The sequence below is a fragment of the Paenibacillus vortex V453 genome (assembly GCF_000193415.1).
Taxonomy (GTDB): domain Bacteria; phylum Bacillota; class Bacilli; order Paenibacillales; family Paenibacillaceae; genus Paenibacillus_AQ; species Paenibacillus_AQ glucanolyticus.
The window spans coordinates 124,600-146,553 of the sequence record NZ_ADHJ01000023.1; the positions used below are offsets into that span (position 1 = coordinate 124,600).

Consider the following 21,954-nt stretch of genomic DNA (forward strand, 5'->3'; position numbering starts at 1 on the left):
GGTATTCATGAAAAGAGAGGGGGAAGGGACAATCGACGCGGCCGTATTAGAGGAGTATGTTCACCAGGTTCAGGATGGGGATGCGGAAGCATTTATTCCCATTGCAAGGGAGTACCAACGTCAGTTGTACATATATTGCTGTCGGCTGCTTGGAAGTGAACAGGATGCAGAGGACGCTGTACAGGAGATTTTTCTAAAGGCCTATCAATCAATTTCCGGTTATAAGGCCACTGTCAGCTTTAATGCTTGGTTGTACAAAATCGCGTATCATCATTGTTTAAATCTGCTTCATAGACGGCAGTTATCGGAGAAGCTGGGGAGATTGCTGAAGGGACAAATTTTCGCGGAAAGCGCCGAACAGGAATTTTTAAGAGGGGCGTTTAGCGAACCCTTATCCCGAGCGCTTGTCAGTCTGCCCGCAGAAGAAAGAAGTTTATTGGTTCTGTACGTATTTCATGATAAGACCTATGCGGAACTGAGTGAAATCATCGGCAAAACGCCGGAAGCCGTTCGCAAAAAGCTGACCCGAATCAGGAGAAAAGTAAAAGAAACTATGATGAAATGGCAGGGGGAAGAACAATGGGAGCCATCCTTGATCCAATCGAAGAGCTGAAGCAGCATTCTGTAACAGATGATCATTTTCGCGAGATAGATATTACGTCCAGGCTTCAGCAAAATATGGAGATAAACCCGTACAAGAATACTTCAGGTCACCGATCCTTTACACGCAAAACGGTAATGTCGATCGTTATTCCGTGCCTATTATTAGCCTCCTTCACTGCGTATGCAGCATCTGGGCATATCCAGATATTGAACAATAAAGGGGAAGTAGTGGTCAAAACCATCGATCCGCCGGGGAGCCTCCCTGCCAAACTAAGCGGTTTGCTTGAGGAATACAGAGTTCGCGTCATGTCCAAACTGCAGCAAGGAGAGCTCGCTGCCTACTATATCAAGGATGACTACATCAATGAAGGCAATGGCTATGACACCTTGAATCCCGTCAAATTCGAGTATCGACCGACGGACTACCACTCCTATGAAGCTTTTCAAAAAGAGCAGGCTCGAACTTCGGCGCCTCCCATTAAGAAACCTGGAAGTCTGCCCGACGGGGTGAAGTTTGCATATGGACAAGTCTTTCCTCTAGGGCCGCAGCTTTACGGAGAAGAGCGTGCGCAGTACGATGCCCTGAAGCAAAGATTGATGCATCAAGCCCAGTCATCGACCAGCCAAGAGAAGTTGTTTGTGGAGAAGCTGGCATGGTCCAAGGCTTCCAATTCTGTTGTTTATCTATCTGATGGCAAGAGCAGTACAGCTATTACAATTACCGCGGGTTACGGGAAAAAGGCAAGTTTCACGAAATTACCGGATACCTCCCCCGAGAAGGTCCAATTGAAACATATGGAGGGCATTTACCTTCAACACGAGGCAAACGGCGACCTGGTCTCATGGTATGATCCTAATCGGAGTATTGTATATGCCATTATGGTCAACGTCAAAGGGCTTGTGAATAAAGATGAGCTTCTTAAAATGGCCGAGAGTCTCATTGACGAGTAGGGTGAATGCCGCGGCTGATTATAAAAGGGGTTAGGATGTACCAAAATTGCAGGTATGATATCAAGCTGCTAATGGAAGGAATATTGTTCCGATAGGTACACTATGGTAACATCGGATTAAGAGTCGATCGGTTGTCATCTGGCCGGTTAACCACATGCAGATTTGGAGCCTACATAAATGGGAACACCTTACTCGGCTATCATTACCCTTATTGTCGCTGCAGGCGTATTGAATATTATTATGAGTCTGTACGCGCTGTCGGGACGTTCGAAGCTGGCAACAGTCAAAACCTTCTTTGTCTTCAGTATGATGGCGGCGATTTATACGTTTGGTGCTGCTCTGGAGTTGGCAAGCGATTCGCTTCAGGAAATTCAATTCTGGATCAAGATTGAATACTTGGGCATGCCATTTCTGCCACCCCTTAATCTGTTAATCATTCTGTCCTATCTGGGCATGGAACGATATTTGAGGCGTGATCTGCAGATTGCCATGTTTGCCATTCCCGTCGTGACGATGCTGCTGGTCATGACAAACGAATGGCATCATCTTTATTACCGAGATATCGTGCTCCGCACAGGTATCTCCGGCCTGAAGGTGGATGTGATCGCAGGGCCTTGGTATATCATCCAGGGCGCATATACTTTCGCTTGTTTGATCGGTGGAGTGATACTGCTGCTGCGCAGCTGGCGCAGGATGCCATCCTACCGGTTACAGCTTGGCACCATGCTCATCGGTCTTATCCTGCCCTTGATCGGCGATTTCCTCTACCTTGGCGGTCTTACGCCAGATGGAATAGACCCGATTCCGGTCATCATGACCATAACTTCCGCACTGTATCTCTGGGCGCTCACCTCTAAAGGTTTGTTTCATGTAGCGCCGATTGCAAGGGACAATCTTTTTGCGAGTATGCGTGACGGTGTGCTCGTATTGGATCTGGACAGCAGATTGGTTGATTTCAATCCTGCGGCAGCATCCATGATGCCTGAACTTAGTGCATCAGCAATCGGCGAGCCTTTACATGATTTATGGCAGCATCACGCAACCGTGGAGCCGGTCTTCTGTTTGGAGGACAGCAGAGTCAGCGACAATGGAGATGCGGATATTCAGGAAATCCAGTGGCAGGTCGGGGGCAAAATGTTCAAGTACCAGATCAGGTCTTCCACTGTACGCAATCAGCGGGGACGGGAGGCAGGACGACTCATTGTCCTCATCGACGTCACGGAAAGGGCGCGGCTCCAGGAGGAGCTCCTGCAGATGGCATATTATGATGGACTAACCCAAATTTATAATCGGGCACACTTCATGAAGCTGAGTCGAGCGATCCTGAGCCGTGCTGTCCTCCATCGGGAGCCATTGGCTTTCCTGCTGTTTGATATCGATTATTTTAAGCGGATTAACGATGTGTTTGGCCATGATATTGGCGATCAGGCGCTGCTGCATGTAGTTATGGTGACCCGGAAGGCACTTCGTCCTGAGGATTTATTCGCCCGTTATGGCGGAGAGGAGTTTGCTATCGCAATGCCGGATATGACACCGTCTGAGGCTGAAGCGGCAGCACAGCGTATTCGTACTAAACTCGTGGCGCAGCCGTTGGTTACACCGGAAGGTCCGCTGCAGATTACAGCCAGCTTTGGCATCGCCTCGGTGAACTCAAGCTCTAGGAGCCGCTCTGGGACCGAGAATGAAGAAGACGGCGGTTCAGAAGCGGTAAGAACGGTTGCTCCATTTAACCTGCAGCGGTCCGTGGAGCTTGAACCTATAGCGACTGATGGCGAAGCAGAGATATGGTGGGATTCAGAGTTGAAGAGACTTTTGAAAATGGCCGACCGGGCGCTCTATGAAGCGAAGCGTTCCGGCCGTGACACGATTCGGGTAGCGGATGAAGAATCATAGCGGATAAGAGTTGTAATTCTGGACAAGAGAGACTGGGCGGTTTATGTTTATAATAGCTTTGGCTATATAATAGAAGAAATACTTGCAAGAATATCATCAAAGGGGAGAATAATACATGCAATGGAATGAAATCACGACACTGGAAGAATGGAATGCGATTCTGGAGAAATCCTCAGAGCGCGGTCAAGTTATTTTGAAGCACAGTACAACTTGTCCGGTTAGCTCCAATGCTCTTGCGGAATACGATTCTTATTTGAAAAAGACACCGAATGGTGATGTCGATTATACTCTGGTTAAAGTCATCGAATCCCGCCCGGTTTCCAATAAAATTGCCGAAGATCTGAACGTAAAGCACGAGTCGCCACAAATTATCTGTGTGAAGGACAAGGCCAAGTATTGGACGGCTTCGCACTGGGCGATTACGACCGAGCATATAACCGCTGTATTGGACTAAATAAGAAGGGCGATACTCCAGAGTCACCATGACTTGTCGGAGTATCGCCCTTCTTCTTGCCTCATGCGCTCAGGAAGAAGATTTGCTGCGTGCGGTGGAACTGAGATGTTGGATCTGCTCTTCCAATACCGTGCTTGCTTTGCCTAGGAATTGTGTAATGAGGTCAAGCTCCTCTTCCGTATAACTGGAAGCCAGATCCATCATGGACGCATAAAGCTTCAGATAAGTTTCGCTGACGTCTTCTTTATCTTCATATAAGGGAACAATAATCACTTTACGGCGGTCTTTGGGATCATTTTCCCTGCGAACATACCCGCTTTTTTCTAACCTGTCAATTAATGCAGTTACGCTGCCTGTCGTAAGCCCGGTTAGTTTGGAGAGTTCCCCGGCTGTAATGGGGCCTTTTTCATGAAGGATATCGATGGAGATAAAGTCATTATTGTATAACCCGAGGGAGGAAGCTACCTGCTGCTGGTACAGTACCGTTCGGGTTCCGAGTCTCCGCATGCGCAAGGTGAGATTTTCCTGCAGATCTGTTGGTTGATCTTGCTGTTTGCTTGACAAAAGCCCGAGACCTCCTTCTTAAATGTGGGTATCTTGATTATAAAGATATTCGTTAGGTTACTCAATATGTAAACTTTAAGATATTAATCCCATATGTATACAACCACCACATACCCATGGTTTTTGTGGTGGTTTTTTGTATGCAGGAATTGCGATTGAAGCTTTGTTAGCACAGATTTGCAGGTAGGGTAAACGTTTTAACGATATTGGAGTTTAGAGAATCGGTAGGGTTTGTGATATTAATGATAATGACAATGAATCCGATCATTAGTAATAAGAGTCTCAGATATATATCTAAATAATATTGACCATTGGTATATTTATACATTAAATTATAGATCTGGGGGGATCTTATTGGAACCTACAGACAACAAGACGATTAGTGCAGAATTATTAAGATATTTAAAGCAAGAGAATCTGACAATCTCCTTCTTTGCAGATAAATCGGGAATCAACTCGGGAACACTCAGCAGAATCATAAATGGACAGCAAACGATTTCTGTATCAAGTCTTGATTTAATAACCAAGGCTATGAATCTTGAAAAAGGATATTTTTATTCATTATATGCGACAGAAAGCTGCAGCTTGTCTTCACTTGACTGGCGACGGCTCGGGCCTTTTATCCAGAGTTGCGCCGAGCTCGGGAAATTACAAATTGTAGACCAAGTCGTCAGCCTCATGATGGACAGTCTTAGTTATGCATCGCATCTTTTTGATTGTGCAGAACATTTATTTGAAGAAGGTTATAAAGATGCTGCAGTGATTATCTACCGGAAAGTGGCTGAAAGTGAAAGGTACCAGCATGCTGAGAGATTAGCCTTATGCCAGTACAGAATCTTTACATGCTCATTAACTAAGAATCAAGAGCATAATTTAGAGTGCGCTTTACAACTTGAATCTTACATTTTACGCTTAGGAGAAGCTGAGCAACTTGATGCCTTAAAGGATCTCGCGAATTTATTTTTATCTTTACGAAAATGGACAAAAGCAAGATATTATGCAAAATTGATGGGTCATGTTTCAAAAAATCTATATGAACAGAAAGTAAACCGAAAGAGCCAGAGAAAGAAGACCATAGAGCCTGCAAAGCCACTATTTGGTTACATTTTATATGCAAACTTAATGCTAGGGGCTATCTCAGCCGAAGATGCTGATTATGAAAAAGCTCTGTATTACGTTTCCTCTTATGAAGATCTTAGCTGGGTTGTAGAAACGGATGAAGAATCCGAGCAAACCAAGAAACAATTCAAGGACTGGGCCATTGGAAACAAGTATCTCTACCAGTTAATGTCTGGGAATACGGATGTATTGGAAGAGTACGTAGATTATGTTTCGGTTCGCAAGAACGAGGTGCTGATGGCCTTATTTAAAATTGTTCAAGCCGCAAATATTTATCGATTCGATATCGATAAATATCTTGAACGGTTCAAGAACATCATCATGGATCAGCTCGAAAGAAGTGAGAATGTTGGAAGTTATACGACTCAATTTTTTGATGATCGCTTTGCAAACTTTTTGACAGATGTAGGTTTATATTATCTCCGAAGAAATAATATTCATAATGGCGTTCGATATATATTGGATAGTTTGGCAGTTTCATATAAAATCAATAATACAGCAAATATCGTAAGGTGCTGCAGCACAATCGAGAAAATTCGATCCCAAATAGATTATTCTGATCTTCAAAAATACGCTGCATTCATGAAGGAGGTCTACGATCAAGATGAAGAAAAAGTTAGTGTCACTGTTGTTAATTGCTAGTCTGGTCATTGTTACATTACCCAATGTTATGATTTCAGGGAATGAAGCGAGTCCGATTATTAAGAAGCCTTATACTGCTGCAAGTCCACAGCATGGTGAAGGCGGCTGGTAATACTTAATATTCGTCTATCGAGCATATGCAGGCTATAAAAGGAAAATTGAAAAGAGGATTCCATTCCAAGATTGTAATCCAACACCCGGGACCGCGTATATCGCGGTCTTTTTCTGTTTGCCAGGCAGACGGAGACAGCATGGTTATTTTGAAATAGGAATATCTATAAAATTCGAACCGTTGTCGAAAATAACACTTTTTTTGTAAGTTTATATTACTAAAGTATTAAGATTTTACGCATATAAGCCGATTATTATAGTACAAAAGATGTAAGGTTTATGAGTTTATACGGTAGTTCTGTCTATTGAACGGATTTTTCACTTAACACAAATAAAGAGTGAAATGTGCAAAGCCAGAAGAACATTGGAGGGAAGTGATCTTTACATATGACCTTTTATGAAAAATGTAATCAATTCATGAAAAGCACCGAAATTATTCACGATGTCTAGGAAAGTAGGTGGTGAAAAAGCCTGATAGAGAAAGCCCTAGCCAAAATGAAATACATAAGAGATATCAAAGGAGAGACACCGAGTGAGCAAGCCTAAAACGTTCTCAAAAGGATTGAGATTTAAGAATCTTAGTATCGTTACAAGAAATATGTTATGGACGAGTCTCTATATTATTATCACGGGTGCAATCGTTATTGGTTCCAGCTTTTATATTCAGGACAACGTGCTGACTAAGCAGCTCCAGTCAGACTCGGGTAAAATCATGGGCACCTTGGTCAATAAGGTTTCAGTTGAGGATGCAGTGGCGGTAAAAGGGGCAACGGACCGTAACGCCGATATCCAGAAGAAATTAATTAGCATTTTCGACGAATTATCTGTACTTTACCCGAATGTTGCGCAGGGCTATATTTTTGGACCGGAGTTAGAGGATGGCAACAAAACTTCGATAGTGGCTATGCCGACAGCGGTTCTCGACATGTTTGCCGAAGAGAATCTGAACCTTGGTGATTTATACGAACAGCCTAAAATCCATGCTGATGCCGTCAGAGAAATGCTGGAGACGAAAAAGCTCGTTCATACCAAAGCGTACACAGACAATTACGGTACCTGGATCACCGTGCTCCATCCTTTCCTGAGCGCCGACGGCGAGGTTTTCGCTTACATGGGTATCGACGTGGATGCAAGCCTGATCTCATCCGGTAAACAGGAATTAATAACGAGAACGGTCATGGCTTTGCTTATTACCTTGCTTGTTGTGTTAGCTTTACAGTATTTTACGATCAGACGCACCTTCGCTCCGATTCAAGCGCTGATGGGGGCGTTGGACAAGCTGAGCAAAGGCGATTTCACCGTCAAACTGCAAGCCGGAGACGATGAATTGGGGCAAGTGAATGCCAAGTTCAACACCACGGTCAGTCATATCAACGAACTCGTGACAACGATCAAATCCGTATCTGAGCAATCCGCCGAGCAATCCAAGTTCCTCTTCTCCGCTGTGGAGGTCAATAATAACAACTCTTCCGTCATCACCAAGAATATGGAGGAGATGTCTGAACGAGTAGCGCTGCAGAGCACGTCCATTACCGAGAGCGTGGTTTCGCTCGAAGAAATTTCGTCAGGGGTGTCGACCATTGCCGGCAATACGTCGGATCTCTCCGAAATCTCCTTGCAGATGAAGGAACAGTCGGAGCGAGGCAATCAAAATGTAGAGCAGGTTATCGAGCAGATGAATTCGATCGATCATTCGGTCAAAAATTCAGTCCAAATCATTGAGAAGCTGCAAAACCGCTCACATGAGATTGGTCAGATCGTTCAGGTTATCACCGAAATATCTTCGCAGACGAATTTGCTATCACTCAATGCAGGTATTGAGGCGGCAAGAGCGGGTGAAGAGGGGCGCGGCTTTGCGGTTGTAGCGAACGAAGTGAAGAAGCTGTCAGAAGAATCCAGAAAATCGGCAGACCAGATCATCGAGCTGGTCCGTTACATTCAGGAGGAAACGGCATTTGCGGTAGAAGCCATCAGCGAAGGCGAGCATAACGTCGCCAAGGGAATTGAAGTTGTTAAAGAAACCGGCGAGCTGTTTAAAGGAATGCTGCTTGCAACCGACACGGTGACCAGCCAGATCCAAGAGGTGTCTGCCGCTACCCAGGAGATGGTTGCCGAGACCGAACAGATAACCGCTGCCATTAAACAGTTGGCTGAGCTCGCAGAGCGAAACTCGTCTGTGTCCGGCGAGATCCGGATCAGTGCTCAAGAACAGCAGGCGTCCTTTACTAAAATCTTCGAGTCTGCCGAGCAGATCAATCAGGTATCCGCTGAGCTGGAGGTCCTTGTTAACAAATTGCGTGTATAGTGTGATGTAACAGAAAATGTAGAGAAAAAGATGGAGCTGAAACCTTTTGAATACAACATTGATGATCGAACAAGGCAAAGAATATTGGTTGAACGAACTGCAGCTACCTTTACCGGGATTCTATCTGTACACTGATGGTCCAGCGCATCTTCAGCAGCATGAGCTCAATCGCATGGCGATTCATCTTCATATCGAGACCGATAAGATGAGGCTGCTTCGTGATTCTTACAACATCAACACATGGATGCTGACAAGCTATGCGGTTTTTCTATATCGAATGACCCACGATACCGATTTACTGATCGGCGTAAACAATCGGAAGGGGAATCTGCTTCCGCTCAGGATCAACCTAAGCGGGAGTGATACATTTACACAAGTTTATAAACAGATCTCAGCCAAAATGGAGCAGATTGAGCTTTCCGATCTATCGCTTCAGGAAATAGAAGGGCTGCACGGTCAGCCGATCAGCCTACAAACGGTTTATGGCCATGCTCATACTCAGGGCCACAGCTGGCTGAACTGGATGGTTCATGAGGAGACCATGAATCAGTGGATACTGCATGTTTCCTATGCTCGGGCATTGTATCAAGAAGAGACGATCCTAAAATTCAGCAGGCATTTCGAGCAGCTTGCCAGCGCTGCTATTGATGATATGGATATGCCGATAAGTCAATTGCCTATGCTGACTGAAGAGGATTGGAACGCCTATACCATTCTCAATGATACGAAGAGGGATCTTCCGGATAACCCGACCATTGTAGCCATGCTGGCTTCCATTGTGGAGAGATTTCCGAAGAGGATCGCATTGTCTTCCGATCAGGAGCAAATGACGTATGAACGGCTTGACCATGTCTCGAATCAAATTGCCCATATGCTCATAAGCAAGGGTCTGCGTAAAGGCCAGTTTGTGTCCATCTTTATGAAAAGAGGGCTGGATACGATCGTCAGCATGCTTGGCGTTCTCAAAGCCGGCGGTGCCTACATCCCGCTTGATCCTTCGCATCCTGATGAAAGAAATGCTTATATTATCGAAGATACCAAGTCGGCTATCATTCTGACGCATCAGAACTTTACAGCCAAGCTGGATGGATTATTGGCTGGATTTAATTTGAAGCCGGAATTCTTCTGTTTGGATGACCAGTTCCTTCAGTATCCAACCGATTCCTGCGGCGTCCAGGTTGAAGCTGAAGATTTGGCGTACATCATCTATACATCGGGTTCTACAGGCAAACCGAAGGGCGCACTAATCGCCCACCAGGGCGTTGTGAACCTGGCGCTGGCCAATCAAGAGAAATTACAGATGGATGAACGGGACGTTATTCTGCAGTATTCTACATTCAGCTTTGACGCGTCGGTATATGATATTTTTGGGTCGCTGGCTTGTGGTTCCAGACTGCACCTGCTGTCCGATGAGCAGCGTTTCTCCATCGATGCCTTCACAGAGGCAGTGGAAAATACGAGTGCCACGCGTGTAGCGATACTGCCCACCGTATTTTTCAATCAATTGGCGGCCTATTTGCCTCTGGAGGAGATTCAGAAGTATCGTAACATTAAGAGCATCGTGGTCGGCGGCGAGGCTTTGGCCGGGGAAACTGTTCGGATGTTCCAGAAGAAACTCCAGATTCCTATTGTGAATCTATACGGTCCTACTGAAATTACGGTAGTGGCAACAGGACATATCGTGGATTATCCAGTCCCTGATGATTTGGCTACCGTGTATATTGGGACGCCGTTTGCGAACTATGAATTGTATATCGTGAATGAACACAACGCATTATGTCCAACCTGTGTAACCGGCGAACTGCTTATCAGCTCGGTAGGCGTAGCCAAAGGGTATTTAAATCAGCCCGAGAAGACAAAGGAAGCCTTCATTCAGGATCCGATAACGCCGGAATCCGGAAAGCAGTTTTACCGTTCTGGCGATTTGGTCCGCCTGCTGCCGAATGGACAAGTGGAATACCGGGGAAGAAAAGATTCCCAGGTGAAGATCAGAGGTTTCCGTATTGAGATCGGTGAAATCGAGGATAACCTGGCTAAACACGAATCGGTGAAGGACATCGCGGTTATCCCGAGAACGGATGAAGACGGAACTAAGATATTGGCGGCTTTCTATACATCGAATGATGGACAGGCAGCTTCCGCTAAAGAGCTGGCGCAGTTCTTAGGTCAGAAGGTGCCAAGTTATATGGTTCCTAAGTATATGTGTTTTCTGGATGAGATGCCGTTATCCCCGACAGGTAAAATCGACCGTAAGAAACTTGCGTTATACGAGTTGTCGATGGATCTGGAAGCGGATGATTCCCAGTATGAAGCACCGGTTAATGAAATACAGCTGAACGTGAGTGCTGCCTGGGAAAAAGCGCTCGGCCAAACCAAAATCAGCATCCACGACGATTTCTTCGATATTGGCGGATATTCATTGAAAATACTGGAGATTCTGGTGCAACTCAAACCGCATTATCCCCATTTAAAAATCAATGACTTCTTTGTCTATCCGACGATTGCTAAATTATCGGAGAGAATTGAGGAATTGGGCAGCGCAGAGACCCCAGCTGAACTTATGGACATTTCAGGTCAGCCCATTCAGGATTTGGCTGAGTATCCGCTCGCTTTCCCTATTCGTAATGCTTCCATAGGCTGCGAGTACACCCAGCAGCACATACTGCTGACCGGCGCGACAGGATATTTGGGCTCACATCTACTGCATGAGTTATTGCGTCAATCCACTGCAACCGTGTATTGCCTGGTTCGTCCTTCGCAGCATATGGAACCTTACGCCCGCCTTGAGCAGATCATGACCGGCTATTTCGGAGAAGGCGTTAAGTCATTGATGGATAAACGGGTTGTGGCTATTCAGGGAGATTTGGAACAAGAACATCTTGGCCTGCGCATAGAAGATTGGGTATGGGCACAGCAGCACATCGATTCCATTATCCACTGCGGTGCAGAAGTGAAGCATTTTGGCGACTCCGACTATTTTGCCAGAGTCAATGTAGAGAGTACGGATCGTCTATTGACATTAGCTCAGAGCAGACCTCACATCCGCTTCCATTTTATATCTACGCTCGGTATCCCTGAGGATTTGGCACTTGGTGGCCAGTGGGATGCTATCGTTGCAGGATCAGGATATGAAGAGTCGTATATCGAGAATGTCTACACGAACAGCAAACTCGAAGCAGAGAAGTTGGTCATCAAAGCGGGTATGGAGAGAGGGATTGCGGCAGCCGTTTATAGAGTCGGTAACTTGTCCTGTAACTCCGAGAGCGGTATGTTCCAAAAGAATATCGACAACAATGCTTTTTACCGTAATGCTCAAAGGTATGCTGCTCTTAAAGAAAGCACCTGACGTGCAGTGGCAAGTGGATATTACGCCGATTAATTATGCAGGAGAAGCCATTACCGCGTTGGTTCTGCAGCAGGAAACCGTCGGGCGAGTATTCCATATCTGCAATCCGGTCGCTATCCCTTATGAGGAGATGGTGGAGCACTTTAAGGCCATTGGCTATGATATTTCCCTGATGCATTGGAAGGAATATGAGACATGGCTATTGGATCCACAGCAGCCGAAAGACAAGGAAGGCCTGGAACTGGCAATGGCACAGTTTGAAGGTGATGGGGCGAAGAATTCTGTTTATCGGTATACTTGTCCTCAAACGACGGAGTTCCTGTTACAATCCGGAGTGAAATGCGCTGTGCCAGATCAGCAGTTCTTCAGAAAAATGGTAAATTATGCTTCTGATATCGGATATTTTGTTAAGCCCTAGTATGTAGATACATCCAAGAAAGGAACCGCGAATCCTCTTCGCGGTTCCTTTCTTGATAATATACAAACAGATTGAACGTTTCGACATTTTCCGTGATAATGGAGCTATGTAAACGATGCCACGAAATAAAGGAATGATTCGATGAACTCTTCGTCACAGCCTAATCTCATTACCAAGGCGAAGCCACCAGAACGGCACGGATCGGCAGCCAGTTAGAAATTTTACTTCTCTTGGGACAGGCCTACGCATTACAAGAACTTCCGGATTCTTCCTTGAGTGCTATCGGGAGGGCCATATTGATCGGGCAACCGAGGATTATGTCCGTATCTTTATAGATGAAGGCCGCCCCATGCTCCAATTGCTTCAGTAGTGGACAAAACAGTTTCAGGGAGATCATAAATCGTATGAGTTTGGTTACGCCAATCATTTGCTGGATACGTTTAAACGTGATCCGGAATGCGATGATTTCAAGTCAGTCCATGGGAGCGGGTATTTCCGAGATTCACTTCACAAAGCGGGAACTGGAATTGCTAGTCCTCATAATGGAAGGAAGCTCCAATGAGGAAATTGCCCAAATGCTCATGATCTCAACCGGAACCGTGAAACGATACATTCATAATATTTATCAAAAGTTAGAGGTTAAAAACAGGGTGCAGGCTGTCAAGAAAATTAAGGAGAACCACTTGATCCGAAGATGTCTTTTATGATGCGAGTATGGTACGATCATACTGATTTTATCCAGTAACGATGAGGTGGCTCATGAGTAACGAACAATGGAAGCAGGCTGAAACCGCATTATCTCGAATGGAGGTTATTAAAAGCGGAGACAATGATCCTGTGACGATTGAAGGAGAATCGGACGATCTGCGCTGTATCGGAATAGGTACAGATGCCGCTGTATTTGTCTACGAACCCTTGCCTTCTTACGCATACAAATTGTATGCAAGTCAGGCGCTTCCCAAGAAGGAAGCGGAGATTGAAGTTTATCATAAGCTTACGGGCAGCCCCTATTTTCCGGTGTTTTGTGGAGCAGGTGAGCGCTATGTCGTGATTAGCCATGAATCGGGGTTAACCCTGTATGACTGTTTGCTCTATGGTGTATCTATCCCTAAGCAGGCAATTGATGACGTCGAAGCAGCTCGAGCTTTTGTCCGGGACAAAGGTCTTAACCCACGCGATATTCACTTAAAGAATGTATTGCTGCAGGAGGGGAGAGGCAAAGTGCTCGACGTGTCAGAGTATATTCAGGACGGGAACGACAAGAGGTGGGAGCATCTCGTATGGGCGTACGACAATGTCTACCCGCTGCTGGAGGGCAAGAAGCTGCCGCTTTGGGTACTGGAGGCTGTAAAAAACGGATATTACCGTCTGGATCCATCCAGCGTAAATATGCAGGAATTTGCGGATCGAATTGGCAGATTGTTTTTCAGAAAATAACCATGCTAATTCTTATTGTTCATATGGAAACAAACGAATGGGGAGTCGTGTATTTAACGGCTCCCATTCATTTTCTACTAAAGCCATTTAGATGAAGATCATATATTTTGCATATATTTTAAGAAAGCATAGGTTTGATATTCAGTAACCCTAAATCAACGGATGTCTCGATATAACCAATGATCTGATCAAGCGTAAAGACCTGAAGGCTTTCGTTTAAAACTTCTCTATCGTACTCCATATCGCCTAATACATAGGGAATGAATTCTTCCACATCACTCGACTTGACTTCTTCCAAATCAAGTATGGCAGAAGGATACCGGAGTATGCTGCCCAATTTATCAGTAAAACCGTAATATTCTAATAATTTTCCATTCAGTACATGAAAATCATGATGGTATAAACGATATAATTCCGTATTGGCTTCCATTCGGTTTCTCAACCAGGGGAGATTAAAGCCCTTCAGCCAGATATCATCCGCAATTAAATGTGTAAAATATCCGAGTATATAGGGGCTGTCTGCTTGCGAGCGATATTTATGCAGAAACCCTTTATAATCAATGTGTCTTGAATGATCCAGTACCTCACCTCGAAAGAAATGCGACAAGTCTTTAGGTGAGACGGCGTCCGGAGCAACGCTTCCAAGTAAGAATGCTGTTCTCTCTCCTATCGAAAGGATATCTGCCATTCGATTAGCAATGATCAAGTGCATAATTCTCGAACCCATAGCACTCTCACCCTTTCATAATCTTTTTACTGTGCGTCTCTCTTAGCTAGGACATCCGAGCGTTGAAGATACAAGTTAGAACATACTCCAATCGAGCTCTCGGGAGATCGTCTGCAGCAGGTGGACACCGGCGTAGCTGTTGCCCTTATCGTTAAGTGCCGGGCCTACAACGCCAATGCCATAACGTTCTGGAACCAGGGTTAATATACCGCCCGAGACACCGCTCTTGGCCGGCAATCCGACCTGGATGGCAAACTCCCCGGATGCGTTGTACATTCCGCACGTTGTCATGAACGTCTTGGCGATTTGGACGTATCTTCGAGGGATTAGTTGCTTGCCCGTCAGCGGATTCGTACCATTGGAAGCCAGCACCAACGCCATTCTGGCCAAATCGGCGCAATCGACAACAATCGAGCAGTGACGAAAGTACACATCCAGCACCTCTTCAACATCCCCACTGAGAACCCCGTTCTCCTTCAAGAAAAATGAGATGGAACGGTTCAGATTGCCGGTATCCGATTCCGAGCGGTATACCCCCATGTCATAGTCCAGGCGGTCGTTTCCCGCAAGGTCCTTAAAAAAATGAAGGATCCGCTCGGATTTCTCCTCCGGACTGCTTCCGCGGATCAAGGAAGAAACCGTAATCGCACCCGCGTTAATCATCGGATTGAACGGAATGCCTGGTCTCACTAACTCCAGCTTCAGCATGGAATTGAAGTTATCTCCTGTCGGCTCCATGCCGACCTTGCTGAACACTTCATCTTCGCCATTGTCCATCAGAGCCAATATCAGCGTAAACACTTTGGAGATGCTCTGCATCGTAAAGCGCAGCCCGCAATCTCCAGCGGAGGCGGATTCTCCAGTTGCACTCAACAGGGTAATGCCTAAGGCGTTATGGGGAGCTTTAGAGAGCTCCGGGATATAGGAGGCGACGTTGCCTCTCGTAGCACAGGGCAAGCTTGTCTCCAGCCAGCGGGGCAGCTGCTGCCGGATGGATTTCATTTCGGGCGATGCCATAAAGTAAGCTCCTTCCTGGAATTCAGAAAATCAAACCAACTTGTTTCTAACGCTCATTTTTCGGAGCTCGTGCAATCATCACCCGATTCACAGCTGTTCAGGATAGTCGAGATTATTCTATCCGATCGATTCATCATTCATCAACTGTTTTATTATTCGATTTTCAATGTAGAACATTATGATAAAATGAGACTTAGAAAGAAGAGGTGTTTAATGACATTAGTGACGATGAAACAAACGGATTTTGATACGCTGAGTGACGAGAGATTGGGATGGGCTTGTGTGGAGAGGACGCTTGCAGGGATTCGCGGCAAAGATGCGGCTATCAAAGCGCAGGCGATTACAAGTCTGAATCAGAGTCAGCAGGCACTGTGCATGTTCAGGGTGTTTTATGATCATGCCAAGGATTCGGCAAGTATGTATTATTCCTGGATAGCTTATCTGCTTCACACGCCGGGATATTGGTCAGGTGTGACAGGGGGAATGCGTTATTTCGGAGATGATTCCATGCTGCAGCTGCTCGAAGATACGAGGCAGGTGATTGAGGAGCGAAGCAGTAAGCTTAACGTGCCTCTAGAGGACGCTTCCTTTGAGGATCTCGAGCAGGATCATGAGCTACTCCAAGCTGTTGATTACTTATATCAAAGGTTTCAGGATATCGCTCCAGATAGCTTGAAGCGAATCAGTATGTTCATCCGATCGAATCATGAGGACTTTGTCTTGATCGTAGAAGAGTAACGCTGATGTTAGGCATGCAGAATTCATATAACGCTGCAACCCGCATAGAACCATACCCTGTGCGGGTTTTTTCGTTTGGTCTGAAGCCTTATATCGTTGAAAGTGTTTGCCCTCACTTTGTTAAGCTTTATGTAAGGTTCGTATAAATATAGTGTAAGGTTCGCCATCTATAATTACATCTGTGCTTAACAATCCACGACTTGAAGGAGAACGTTAGATGACAACTATTTTACAAGCCAAACATGTAGGAAAAACATTCGGATTAAAAGGAAATCAATATACAGCATTGCAGGATATTAATCTTGAGATTCAAGAAGGCGAGTTTGTTGGCATTATGGGTCCTTCCGGGGCAGGCAAATCGACGCTGCTGAATATTTTTTCAACCATTGATACGCCGTCAGCGGGCGAGATCACGATTGCCGGTCAGAATATCGTGACGATGAACGAAGAGCAGCTATCAGATTTTCGCCGGAATAAACTCGGATTTATCTTTCAGGATTATAACTTGCTGGATACACTCACGGTCAAAGAAAATATATTGCTGCCCTTGGCCTTGTCCAAGGTACCCGCAGCCGAGATTGAACGGAGGGTGAACGAAATCGCCGATACGTTCGGCATTCGCGAGATATTAAATAAGTACCCGTACCATATATCAGGCGGTCAGAAGCAGCGAACCGCAGCTTCGCGCGCCATCGTTGCAAATCCTAGCTTAATATTGGCAGACGAACCGACAGGGGCGCTTGATTCCAAATCGGCAACGAGCTTGCTGCAAAGCTTAAGCAAGCTTAATGAGCTTCATCATTCCACGATCATGATGGTCACTCATGATGCTTATGCGGCAAGCTACTGCAAACGCGTCATTTTCATTAAGGACGGTCAATTGTATCAGGAACTTCATAAAGAGAATCCACTGCGCAAAGTGTTTTTTGAACAGATTCTGGAGGTACTGGCTGAACTCGGGGGTGAGCATGATGACACTGTTTAGCATCGCGAGAAAAAACATCCGCAAGAACTTCACCCATTATTTTCTGTACTTCGCATCGATGATCTTTAGTATAGTCATCTACTTCACATTTGTTTCATTAAAATACGACCATACGATTCAATCCGCATCGGAGGCCTCCACGAAAATCAGCTCAGCCTTTAGCGCAGCCGCAGTGGTGCTTATTATTTTCGTGGCCATCTTTATCTGGTATTCAAACTCATTCTTTACGCGCAAGCGCAAGAAGGAAGTAGGGCTGTATTCTTTGCTCGGTGTGCGCAAGAAACAGATCGGGCGCATGTTATTTTATGAAAATTTTCTGATGGGTGCTCTGGCGTTATTAATAGGAATTGCACTTGGTTCCGTGCTCGCTAGGTTCTTCGTATCACTCTTGATGAAGATAATGGGTTACGATGCGGTTTCGAATTTCTCGATCTCGCCTGCCGCGATTCTCAACACAGCCATTGTGTTCATGATCATAACCCTCATTACTTCACTGCAAGGTTACCGCTTGATTTACCGCTTCAAGTTAATTGAATTGTTTCATGCGGATCAGCAGGGGGAGCAAGAACCGAAAGCGTCATGGATCACGGCATTGCTGTCTCTGGTGTTAATCGGTACCGGATACTGGCTTGCCCTGCAGAACCTGCTGCAATCCAGCGTATGGGCTAAACTCGGATACATGCTCACCCCGCTCGTGATTCTGGTCACGGTCATTATTGGAACGTATTTCTTGTTCAGTACCTTGACCGTTACGCTGTTGAGACTATCCAGAAGAAATAAGAAGCGGTACTGGAACGGGATGAATATCATCGGCATTTCCCAGCTTCTATACCGGATTAAAGGCAATGCACGTACGCTTACGATTATAGCGGTGCTCAGTGCTACAACACTGACTGCTGTAGGAACGGCCTACAGCTTCTATTACAGCAATGCAAGCAACGCGCTGCAAGCGAACCCAAACAGCATGATGTTTATCAGTGGGGACAACAGTACAACGAAGCGGGTTGACGAGATGATATCTTCGTCCCCGGACCATAAGCTGTTGTATCACACTACCGTTCCGGTCATTGAAGTGGATGCGGATGTCAGCGGTCTTGGTGATCTGTTTGCTGGTGATATGCAGACATATACCGTGATTTCTAACCGTGATTTTAATGAGCTCGCGAAATTGCAGGGCAGTGAAGACACCATCGAATTAAAGGGGAATGAGGCTGCTGCACTGGACCCTGTTTATTATGAAGGCATCTCACCCAAGTATGTGGGAGCGGAAGTTCAACTTGAGCAGAACAAGCTCCGGGAGAATATCACCTTTACGGAATTGAAGAAATACAGTGTGCTGAATCCGGCCACCGTTTATTCCAGCATTGTTGTAAGTGATGAGCTGTTCTCCCAATTGGAACAGCAGACCCAATCCATTCAGTTAGAAGCTTACGGGATCACGAATCAGGATAAAGCGAAGCAGTTGACGGCGGATATCGAGGCGATATTGCCGGATAGCGCATCACTGTCCAGCTATTATCGCGATTATGCCAGAGGCATGGAGTCTACGGGACTGTTGATTTTTATGGGAGGATTCCTTGGACTCGTCTTCTTGACGGCGACGGGCAGCATCATTTACTTCAAGCAGTTAACGGAAGCGAATTCGGATAAGGCGAGGTATCAGATTCTGAACAAAATCGGTGTGCATAAACGAGAGGTCAGAAAAACGATTGCCCAGCAGGTGATGTTTATTTTTGCTCTGCCGCTGATAGCCGGCATAACCCACTGTGCTGTCGCGCTGTCCGCATTGTCCAAGCTGCTCCATATGAATATTGTGATTCCGGTTGTGATTTGCATGGGCGTGTATACGTGTATTTATCTGGTCTACTACGTTATCACTGTGAATGCCTACTATAAAATCGTAACCAAAAATAAATAAACTTAAATTGCAGAGGAGAATAACCATGAAAAAAGTGATGATTTTCGGAGGCATTTTAGCAGCACTTCTCATTGGATTTATCATTTTTATTCAAAATGTGAACATCAACCGTCTGGGTACGGACCAATATTATGTGCAAATCCAAGAGGGCACCCGAGTGGAAGATAAGTCAGATGATGGTAAGAAGTATATTTATTATGAATATACCCTGGAAGGATTTGATAAAGAGGGAGCAGCCAAAACGCTAACCTTTACGGCGCAAAAAGAGCTCCGCAAGGAAGCTTATCTGCGAGTGTATGTTAAAAAATCGGGTGTTGGCTCCTATCAGGAAGTTCAGGCTAACGAGCTGCCGGAACAAGCCAGGGCAAAGCTTGAAATGTTAGAGAAATAAGACCGAAAAGAATTCAAAACTCAGAGGAGAGAATCATATGAACCCATCCAGAGAAGCTATATCAACCTTATTCAAAAAAACAGTTTTCAGCTCGCTTGCACTGATCTTGACAGCATGCCCACTCATCAATGCGGGCAGCGCTGCGGCGGGCGCAGCGCTTGTTCCGACGATTTCACAGCGTGCAGCGAATGTGGAGGCTCAAGCGCCTGTTCAATACCAAATTCAAGCCCGGTTGAATGAGAAGAAAATGACGATGCAGGGGAGTGAATGGATTACTTATCTGAACACAAGCAAGGATACATTGAAGCAATTGGTTTTTCATACTTATGCCGATGCCAACCGCTCGAAGTCTACTCAGACAACCATGTTCAAGCGATCCAATGAAGAAATCAGCAGTAACAACCCGGACAAGAAGCCGGAAGACTTTCTTGGTGGCATTGATATTGAAGGAGTGACGGCAAACGGCCAAGCTCTTGAGTTTAGGAACAAAGACCAGGCCCTGACGGTGCAATTGAAGCATCCCATTCAGCCGGGAGAATCGGTCTCGGTTCAGATTGACTTCAATCTGAAAATACCTTACGGTTCACAGCGCTTATCGTATTATAAAGATATCATTAACGGAGCCCACGGGTTCCCGGTCATGTCTGTCTATGACGAGGACAAGCATCAGTGGAATACAGCTCCTTACAGCCGTACATTCGAGACGGATTATTACACCTCGGCAGACTATGAGGTTTCGCTAAACGTTCCCGACGATTATCAGGTAGCGATGCCCGGCACGATCTCGGTACGAAATGATGTGGTGAACGGACGCAAAGTGGTGTCCACTGAGGCCCGGAATACAAGAGAGTTCGTATTTTTTGCCAGTCCGAATTTCAAAGTGGACAGTGTTACCCGTGATGGTCTTACGGTGGAATATTATTATTTTGACAACCAGCCAGGGAAGAATAAGCTTGTTGAACGATACATGGATGAGGCATTCAAAGCCATTGATTTTTTCAGTGATAAATACGGTGTTTATCCCTACCCTGAGTTTCGGATTGTCGAATCGTACGTGGAGGGTGTGGCAGTCGAGTACGCACGGGTGATTCAAATGGGGCAGATCAAACGTAATGCCGATCCCGCACAAGACACCGTCTTCGTTCATGAAATCGCACATCAATGGTTCCATGCGTTGATCGGAAATGATTCCGAGACCGAATCCTTGCTGGACGAAGGATTTGCGGACTTTTCCAAGGTATATTTCGCCGAGAAGCAGGGAGATAAGATGAATGGCTTTAAATCCATTCAATTTGACGACTCCTCCATCGATCGCGCCATAGCGTCAACCAATGAAGAGGTGGGAGACTGGGCCAGTCCGGTTTATTATGATAAAGGCCGTCAAGCGATATATCAATTGTACCGAACCGTCGGAGAAGCGAAGTTTGATGAATTTATGAGAGAATATTTCACCCGCTATGTGTATCAGAATGCTACAATGGACGGACTGCTTCAAACCATTGAAGATGTGCTTGGCGAAGAAGCGCGTAATGAAATGAGAACGGCCCTGTATGAACCGAATTTTAAACTGAAGACCGAATATCAAATGTCGGATAAGGAGAAATCTGCATATCTGCACGATCAGTTCCAACTGTTGTATCAATCATCCTTAACCCAGATTCCGGGTTTGGCTTACGAGACCATGAGCCGCGTGATCGACAAAGCGCTTCAGGGTGAAGCGTTAACCATTGTTCTCAGCGATCAAGCAAACAAGTCAGCAAGCAAGCAGCAGGAAGATATGGTAAACCAATTGACGATGTTTCTGGATTTAAGCGGAGTCGACTATGACGTAATCAGGGATCGTCAAATGCTGAAGAGGAAAATGAAGAAGGAGCTGGGGACCAGCAACCTGATTGTGATCGGCAATGAGAAGACAAACGGTTTTGTGCAGGCTTTAAGATCCAGCATCATCGAACGGGCCAACAAAATAGGGTTTGCATGGAAAGCGAATATGAATCAACCTTCAGCCGCCGGTGCCTACATTATCAAACATCCATATAATCAGAATCGCTTGATGCTGCACTTCTTCTGGAATGGAGATCAGGTAGCCGACGGAGGATTTGAATCTTACCTGATGAAGATGCAGGAATCCATCGGATTCACGAGTGCTTATTATCAGTATTACGTGTTGGACAAGACGGGCAAGGTGACGTCGGATAAAAAAGTGGAGAACCCTCTTTCCCAATTTTTCGCGGAGGAGTAAGCTGGAGGTTCGGGATCGATTTCTTGGAGCCGCCGCTTGGGTATAGCGGCTTTTAAGGTGGGAAAGATGTTGTTTATAGCAGGGGGTGAACGA

The 21,954-nt window shown here is 45.7% G+C and carries 19 protein-coding genes; 16 read left to right on the top strand and 3 right to left on the bottom strand.

Going from position 1 to position 21,954, the window contains the following annotated elements; all coding sequences use genetic code 11:
- Nucleotides 1-7 precede the first annotated feature (7 nt).
- The 4 genes from PVOR_RS14220 (at nucleotide 8) to ytxJ (ending at nucleotide 3,901) form a co-directional block, all read left to right on the top strand.
- Nucleotides 8-613 (top strand): RNA polymerase sigma factor, encoded by a 606-nt coding sequence (locus tag PVOR_RS14220; RefSeq protein ID WP_006209989.1) that lies wholly within the window; start codon nucleotides 8-10, stop codon nucleotides 611-613.
- Nucleotides 580-1,554, top strand: a complete 975-nt coding sequence (locus tag PVOR_RS14225; protein WP_006209990.1) for a hypothetical protein — start codon at nucleotides 580-582, stop codon at nucleotides 1,552-1,554. The genes PVOR_RS14220 and PVOR_RS14225 overlap by 34 nt, the downstream gene beginning before the upstream one ends.
- A gap of 177 nt (nucleotides 1,555-1,731) precedes the next feature.
- Nucleotides 1,732-3,447: a histidine kinase N-terminal 7TM domain-containing diguanylate cyclase gene (locus tag PVOR_RS14230; RefSeq protein ID WP_006209991.1), complete on the top strand. Its 1,716-nt coding sequence runs from the start codon at nucleotides 1,732-1,734 to the stop codon at nucleotides 3,445-3,447.
- 115 nt (nucleotides 3,448-3,562) lie between these two features.
- Entirely contained in the window at nucleotides 3,563-3,901 is a 339-nt protein-coding gene (gene ytxJ / locus PVOR_RS14235; RefSeq protein WP_006209993.1) for a bacillithiol system redox-active protein YtxJ, read from the top strand.
- Nucleotides 3,902-3,970: 69 nt separating this feature from the next.
- Here the strand turns inward: ytxJ and PVOR_RS14240 are convergent, their stop codons facing one another.
- A complete protein-coding gene (locus PVOR_RS14240; RefSeq protein WP_200860827.1) occupies nucleotides 3,971-4,408 on the bottom strand; it encodes a MarR family winged helix-turn-helix transcriptional regulator in 438 nt (145 codons plus the stop codon).
- 411 nt (nucleotides 4,409-4,819) lie between these two features.
- Here PVOR_RS14240 and PVOR_RS14245 point away from each other — a divergent pair, with 411 nt between their 5' ends.
- From PVOR_RS14245 to PVOR_RS14265, 7 genes are all read left to right on the top strand, one after another.
- A complete protein-coding gene (locus PVOR_RS14245) occupies nucleotides 4,820-6,226 on the top strand; it encodes a helix-turn-helix domain-containing protein (RefSeq protein WP_006209996.1) in 1,407 nt (468 codons plus the stop codon).
- Nucleotides 6,189-6,338, top strand: coding sequence for a hypothetical protein (locus PVOR_RS30655; RefSeq protein WP_155984630.1), 150 nt, complete (start codon nucleotides 6,189-6,191; stop codon nucleotides 6,336-6,338). Before PVOR_RS14245 ends, PVOR_RS30655 begins: the two co-directional genes overlap by 38 nt.
- A 531-nt stretch (nucleotides 6,339-6,869) precedes the next feature.
- The gene (locus PVOR_RS14250) at nucleotides 6,870-8,642 is read left to right on the top strand and encodes a methyl-accepting chemotaxis protein (RefSeq protein WP_006209997.1); all 1,773 of its coding nucleotides are present in this window, start codon (nucleotides 6,870-6,872) and stop codon (nucleotides 8,640-8,642) included.
- 46 nt (nucleotides 8,643-8,688) lie between these two features.
- Entirely contained in the window at nucleotides 8,689-11,988 is a 3,300-nt protein-coding gene (locus tag PVOR_RS14255; RefSeq protein ID WP_234972879.1) for a non-ribosomal peptide synthetase family protein, read from the top strand.
- 1 nt (nucleotide 11,989) lies between these two features.
- The gene (locus PVOR_RS31750) at nucleotides 11,990-12,406 is read left to right on the top strand and encodes a hypothetical protein (RefSeq protein ID WP_234972881.1); all 417 of its coding nucleotides are present in this window, start codon (nucleotides 11,990-11,992) and stop codon (nucleotides 12,404-12,406) included.
- A 404-nt stretch (nucleotides 12,407-12,810) separates the two neighbouring features.
- Nucleotides 12,811-13,113: a response regulator transcription factor gene (locus PVOR_RS14260; protein ID WP_006209998.1), complete on the top strand. Its 303-nt coding sequence runs from the start codon at nucleotides 12,811-12,813 to the stop codon at nucleotides 13,111-13,113.
- A 52-nt stretch (nucleotides 13,114-13,165) separates the two neighbouring features.
- Nucleotides 13,166-13,843 (top strand): hypothetical protein, encoded by a 678-nt coding sequence (locus tag PVOR_RS14265; protein WP_006210000.1) that lies wholly within the window; start codon nucleotides 13,166-13,168, stop codon nucleotides 13,841-13,843.
- A 118-nt stretch (nucleotides 13,844-13,961) separates the two neighbouring features.
- Here PVOR_RS14265 and PVOR_RS14270 read toward each other — a convergent pair whose 3' ends face one another.
- Both PVOR_RS14270 and glsA read right to left on the bottom strand, forming a co-directional pair.
- Nucleotides 13,962-14,570: a zinc dependent phospholipase C family protein gene (locus PVOR_RS14270; RefSeq protein ID WP_006210001.1), complete on the bottom strand. Its 609-nt coding sequence runs from the start codon at nucleotides 14,568-14,570 to the stop codon at nucleotides 13,962-13,964.
- A gap of 75 nt (nucleotides 14,571-14,645) precedes the next feature.
- Complete coding sequence (gene glsA, locus PVOR_RS14275) at nucleotides 14,646-15,587, bottom strand: glutaminase A (protein WP_006210002.1); 942 nt, start codon at nucleotides 15,585-15,587, stop codon at nucleotides 14,646-14,648.
- A gap of 213 nt (nucleotides 15,588-15,800) precedes the next feature.
- On the opposite strand from glsA, the gene PVOR_RS14280 reads away from it, so the two are divergent.
- From PVOR_RS14280 to PVOR_RS14300, 5 genes are all read left to right on the top strand, one after another.
- Nucleotides 15,801-16,325: a hypothetical protein gene (locus PVOR_RS14280; RefSeq protein WP_006210003.1), complete on the top strand. Its 525-nt coding sequence runs from the start codon at nucleotides 15,801-15,803 to the stop codon at nucleotides 16,323-16,325.
- A gap of 217 nt (nucleotides 16,326-16,542) precedes the next feature.
- Nucleotides 16,543-17,310, top strand: coding sequence for an ABC transporter ATP-binding protein (locus PVOR_RS14285; protein WP_006210004.1), 768 nt, complete (start codon nucleotides 16,543-16,545; stop codon nucleotides 17,308-17,310).
- A complete protein-coding gene (locus tag PVOR_RS14290) occupies nucleotides 17,297-19,228 on the top strand; it encodes an ABC transporter permease (RefSeq protein WP_006210005.1) in 1,932 nt (643 codons plus the stop codon). Before PVOR_RS14285 ends, PVOR_RS14290 begins: the two co-directional genes overlap by 14 nt.
- Before the next feature lie 25 nt (nucleotides 19,229-19,253).
- A complete protein-coding gene (locus PVOR_RS14295; protein ID WP_006210006.1) occupies nucleotides 19,254-19,619 on the top strand; it encodes a YxeA family protein in 366 nt (121 codons plus the stop codon).
- A 37-nt stretch (nucleotides 19,620-19,656) separates the two neighbouring features.
- A complete protein-coding gene (locus tag PVOR_RS14300) occupies nucleotides 19,657-21,861 on the top strand; it encodes a M1 family metallopeptidase (RefSeq protein WP_006210007.1) in 2,205 nt (734 codons plus the stop codon).
- Nucleotides 21,862-21,954: the final 93 nt, after the last annotated feature.

What these genes read in the sequence shown, in the direction of transcription:
- PVOR_RS14280 (WP_006210003.1), top strand. Translation starts at nt 15,801, where the DNA reads ATGACATTAGTGACGATGAAACAAACGGATTTTGATACGCTGAGTGAC.
- PVOR_RS14300 (WP_006210007.1), top strand. Translation starts at nt 19,657, where the DNA reads ATGAACCCATCCAGAGAAGCTATATCAACCTTATTCAAAAAAACAGTT.
- PVOR_RS14295 (WP_006210006.1), top strand. Translation starts at nt 19,254, where the DNA reads ATGAAAAAAGTGATGATTTTCGGAGGCATTTTAGCAGCACTTCTCATT.
- PVOR_RS14265 (WP_006210000.1), top strand. Translation starts at nt 13,166, where the DNA reads ATGAGTAACGAACAATGGAAGCAGGCTGAAACCGCATTATCTCGAATG.
- PVOR_RS14285 (WP_006210004.1), top strand. Translation starts at nt 16,543, where the DNA reads ATGACAACTATTTTACAAGCCAAACATGTAGGAAAAACATTCGGATTA.
- PVOR_RS14290 (WP_006210005.1), top strand. Translation starts at nt 17,297, where the DNA reads ATGACACTGTTTAGCATCGCGAGAAAAAACATCCGCAAGAACTTCACC.
- PVOR_RS14240 (WP_200860827.1), bottom strand. Translation starts at nt 4,408, where the DNA reads ATGCGGAGACTCGGAACCCGAACGGTACTGTACCAGCAGCAGGTAGCT.
- PVOR_RS14225 (WP_006209990.1), top strand. Translation starts at nt 580, where the DNA reads ATGGGAGCCATCCTTGATCCAATCGAAGAGCTGAAGCAGCATTCTGTA.
- PVOR_RS14270 (WP_006210001.1), bottom strand. Translation starts at nt 14,570, where the DNA reads ATGGGTTCGAGAATTATGCACTTGATCATTGCTAATCGAATGGCAGAT.
- PVOR_RS14230 (WP_006209991.1), top strand. Translation starts at nt 1,732, where the DNA reads ATGGGAACACCTTACTCGGCTATCATTACCCTTATTGTCGCTGCAGGC.
- glsA (WP_006210002.1), bottom strand. Translation starts at nt 15,587, where the DNA reads ATGGCATCGCCCGAAATGAAATCCATCCGGCAGCAGCTGCCCCGCTGG.
- PVOR_RS30655 (WP_155984630.1), top strand. Translation starts at nt 6,189, where the DNA reads ATGAAGAAAAAGTTAGTGTCACTGTTGTTAATTGCTAGTCTGGTCATT.
- ytxJ (WP_006209993.1), top strand. Translation starts at nt 3,563, where the DNA reads ATGCAATGGAATGAAATCACGACACTGGAAGAATGGAATGCGATTCTG.
- PVOR_RS14260 (WP_006209998.1), top strand. Translation starts at nt 12,811, where the DNA reads ATGAGTTTGGTTACGCCAATCATTTGCTGGATACGTTTAAACGTGATC.
- PVOR_RS14220 (WP_006209989.1), top strand. Translation starts at nt 8, where the DNA reads ATGAAAAGAGAGGGGGAAGGGACAATCGACGCGGCCGTATTAGAGGAG.